Source organism: Butyricicoccus sp. (assembly GCF_050872565.1).
In the GTDB taxonomy this organism is placed as follows: domain Bacteria; phylum Bacillota; class Clostridia; order Oscillospirales; family Butyricicoccaceae; genus Butyricicoccus_A.
The window spans coordinates 1-3,752 of record NZ_JBNMHC010000215.1 but is presented as its reverse complement, the minus strand read 5'-3'; the positions used below and the strand labels follow the sequence as shown (position 1 = coordinate 3,752).

Sequence of the window (3,752 nt, the reverse complement as noted above, 5' to 3'; positions counted from 1 at the left end):
TATGTGATGATACCGATCACAATCATCTGCACATAGATTCTCGTGCGAATGACCAGTGGAATCCATCCCGTCATTTCTGAACGCATAATCACGCCAAATAGGGCGGTAAGCAAATTTGTCTCTATAGGAAGGCTGAGAAGCAGCAGCGCAACGACAACGGCAGACGTTGAAAGGATATACAAACTGCTAATTTCTCGGTTATTATATCCAAGGATTTTCGTCATAGATATTGCCTGCGCGTTTTTCTCGATGATAATTTTGGACAGCAGATAAATCAATATCACAAAAACAGCAATGCCGAATCCATCAACCAAATACATCATGCTTCCCATAGAGACATCCAACTGTCTAGAGACTTTGGTCAGCGCATCAATGTCAATGACAGAAGCCAGATACTTGTCTGGTATATCCGTAATCGGCGTGTCGGATAAATAGCCGCTGAAATATGCGCTGTCATAATCCAACATCGCATTCAAATCTTCTTGACTCATAAATACACACAATGCACCTTGATAATCCGAAATATCTGAGACAGAAAGCGTATAGCGCGTATCTTTATACGGCTCTTTGAGCGTGATTGTATCGCCCGCCTGTAAATTATATTTGTCTGCGTAAAGAGAAGAAATTGCCACGCTTCCGTCTGTATGCTTCCAATGGATATACTCGCTGTTCGGTCGAACGCCATATACGGTGATGTCTTCGCTGGCATAGCCGGTATCTACGGTTTTCAGCGTATATGCTGTGAATTTCTCTGCCTGTTCGTTGTTTGTCTGCACATCAAGCTGGAACAGCAACGCAGATACCATACTTCCCATCGACGGATCATCGCTCATCGCATCATATGGCATTTGCAAAATATACTGGTAGTTGCACAGCATGTTATGCTCTAAATTTTCTTGATACACATCAAGTACATCCGGAAGCGCCAAACCAAACATCAGCAGTAAATTGGCAAACAAAATGCCGACAAATAAAATCAGATAATTTCCTATGTTTTGAGAAATCACGCGCAGACGAAACCGATGCAAAAATGGAAGACTTTTTGGCAGCCATATCGGCTTTTTCTGCTGCTTTTTTCGCAAATCTCGGCGCAGAAATTTGAGCGGAGGCAGCGTCAGCTTGCGCCGCAAAATAATCCAAGTCAAAACGACCATCATGAGCACGGGAATTACCGTTGTGAGCACGAAGGCTTCTCCATTCCAGATGGTTACATACGTCGGCAGGCTATAGCTTCCATAATACATGCCTGCACAGTAATCCTTCATAAATGAATAGCCGATGATATTTCCCAGCAAGGCACTCACCAAGGTGACAATCGTCGGCATCGTCATATAATGCCGGATCAACTCCTGTTTGGTATATCCAGATGCCCGCAGGGTGCCAATGACAGCCGCTTCTTTGGTTATGGTATCACGGATAATCAAACAAAAGACAAACGCCATAATGGCGATAACCATATACAGCAGCATAATCATCATGCCGCGGTCACTGCCCATATCATTTCCGGCAAAAAGAATCGCCTGATTGGTATAACGCGGAATAAAGCCTGTCAAAGCAACTTTTCCGCTCAAAAATTCCAAAAAATCCTCTGCTTTTGCGTTTTCTTCTGTCTCATCGGCAGGTGCCTGCTGATAGGTCCAAGCATAGCAAAACGTCTTGTCCTCCGCCGAGATGGCAGCAAAGGCATCTTGTGTCACAATGGCAACGCCGAACTTTGTCGCGTCAAACATCGTGTCGCTGTTGTTCTCAAACAAACAGCTGTAATCTGATAGTGCCAGCAAGCCGGTAATGGTCCAAGTCTGCTTGTCACTTGTCAGCGTATCGCCAACAGAAAGATTATTATTATCGGCATACATGCGGTCAATAGCAATTTCATTGGAATGTTTCGGCATCTCACCTTCCATGAGGCATTCTAAGTTGACTTGCTCTCGTTTGGCAAAAATACGCAGCTTGCTGTCATTGGTCAGCTGCTTCTGTGTGTAAAACAAATCGTACAGTGTAACGCCTTGCGCTTCTATGTCGCGGATTTGCGCGTGATTGAGCTGATTTTGTACCGTAAAATTGCCGTCTTCCACATGATAGGTTTCAAAGCTATCATGATACGCTTGCAGCATACTGCCATCGGCAACCAAAAAGCCGGAAACAAATCCAATACTTGCCGTCATCAGCAGGAAAATCACGAGATATTTACCGATTTCCTGCTTAAAATCGCGCCAGTATCGTTTTCTCAGAGGATTTTTCATGTGCTTCACCATTCTAGTTTTTCTGCCGGAATGCGGGACGTATTGGTATAGTTTTTCAAAATCATACCATCGCGCAGACGTACCACGCGATCAGCCATATCTTTGATCGCATCATTGTGCGTTACCATAATAACCGTATTCCCGTATTTTTGATTGACGGTTTCAATGAGCTTGAGAATCTCTTTGGATGTGTGATAGTCCAGTGCACCGGTCGGCTCATCGCACAACAACAGATCTGGATTTTTCACTACAGCCCGTCCGATTGCTGTGCGCTGCTGCTGACCACCAGACAACTGATCGGGCAGCTTGTTTTGATGCTCATACAGCCCTAAGGTATGCAGCAATTCCTCTACATCCAGCGGATGTGTGGACAAATACGCGCCGACTTCGATGTTTTCCCGCACGGTCAAATTGGGAATCAAATTGTACATCTGAAAAATATATCCCAGATGATTTCTGCGATACAAAGTTAGTGCTTTCTCATTCATATCTGCCAATTTTGTCTCTCGAATGCAAATATCGCCACTGTCTGCTTCATCAATGCCGCCGATAATATTGAGCAGCGTCGATTTGCCCGAACCAGACGCGCCTAAAAGCACACAAAACTCCCCTTTTTCAATCGCAAGGTCAATTCCTTTTAACACTTCTACTCGATTTTCTCCTTCTCCGAAGGATTTCCGAATCTGATGGATTTCCAAAAACATATGTCATTCTCCACTTTCTAGCAGTTAGCAATCTCTAATTAGTATATGCCCATCGCCAGAACAAGTCAAGATGACATTTTGTACGAATGCGCGAAAAAAGACCGCAGAACATCATGTTCTGCGGTCTAAACGATTCCATTGAATAAAATTACAGGTTAATCTCAACCTTGATGTTGTCATCAGCCAGATACTTCTCAATGCGCGGCATCACGTCGTTCTTGATGAAGTCTTCTACCTGCTGCGGTGCGCGGCCAATGTATGCCTTCGGGTTCATCTCTGCCAGAATCTCTTCCTTAGTCAGACCGAACATCGGGTCAGCAGCAATCAGGTCTACCATGTTGTTGTCCAAGCCCTCTTCCTTCACGCGCTTGCCAGCGGTGATGGAGTGCTCACGAATGCGCTCATGCAACTCCTGACGGTTGCCGCCGCGCTTTACTGCACTCATCATGATGTTTTCGGTTGCCATAAACGGCAGCTCGCTCATCACGCGCTTCTCGATGGACTTCGGATAAACCACGATGCCCTCAGAGATGTTAATCATAATGTTCAGGATAGCATCGATACCAAGGAATGCTTCCGGAACAGAAATACGCTTGTTTGCGGAGTCATCCAGCGTGCGCTCGAACCACTGCGTTGCAGAGGTAACAGCCGGATTGAGTGTATCAATCATGACATAGCGAGCCAGAGAGCAGATACGCTCCGAACGCATCGGATTACGCTTATACGGCATCGCAGAAGAACCAATCTGATGTGCTTCAAACGGCTCTTCCAGTTCCTTCAGATGCTGAAGCAGACGCATATCTGT

The 3,752-nt window shown here is 45.3% G+C and carries 2 protein-coding genes and 1 pseudogene; all 3 read right to left on the bottom strand.

Features of this window, described 5'->3' with window-relative positions; all coding sequences use genetic code 11:
* Positions 1-2,243 (bottom strand): FtsX-like permease family protein (locus tag ACR0P9_RS08870; RefSeq protein WP_432619313.1); only part of this gene is annotated, 2,243 nt, incomplete at its 3' end.
* Positions 2,244-2,248: 5 nt separating this feature from the next.
* Positions 2,249-2,947, bottom strand: coding sequence for an ABC transporter ATP-binding protein (locus ACR0P9_RS08865; protein WP_432619311.1), 699 nt, complete (start codon positions 2,945-2,947; stop codon positions 2,249-2,251).
* Between the two features lie 148 nt (positions 2,948-3,095).
* Positions 3,096-3,752 (bottom strand): annotated as a pseudogene (locus ACR0P9_RS08860) (adenylosuccinate lyase); the annotation flags it as partial.

Bases quoted from the DNA above. Each gene is read 5' to 3' on its own strand.
- ACR0P9_RS08865 (WP_432619311.1), bottom strand. From the start codon at position 2,947: ATGTTTTTGGAAATCCATCAGATTCGGAAATCCTTCGGAGAAGGAGAA.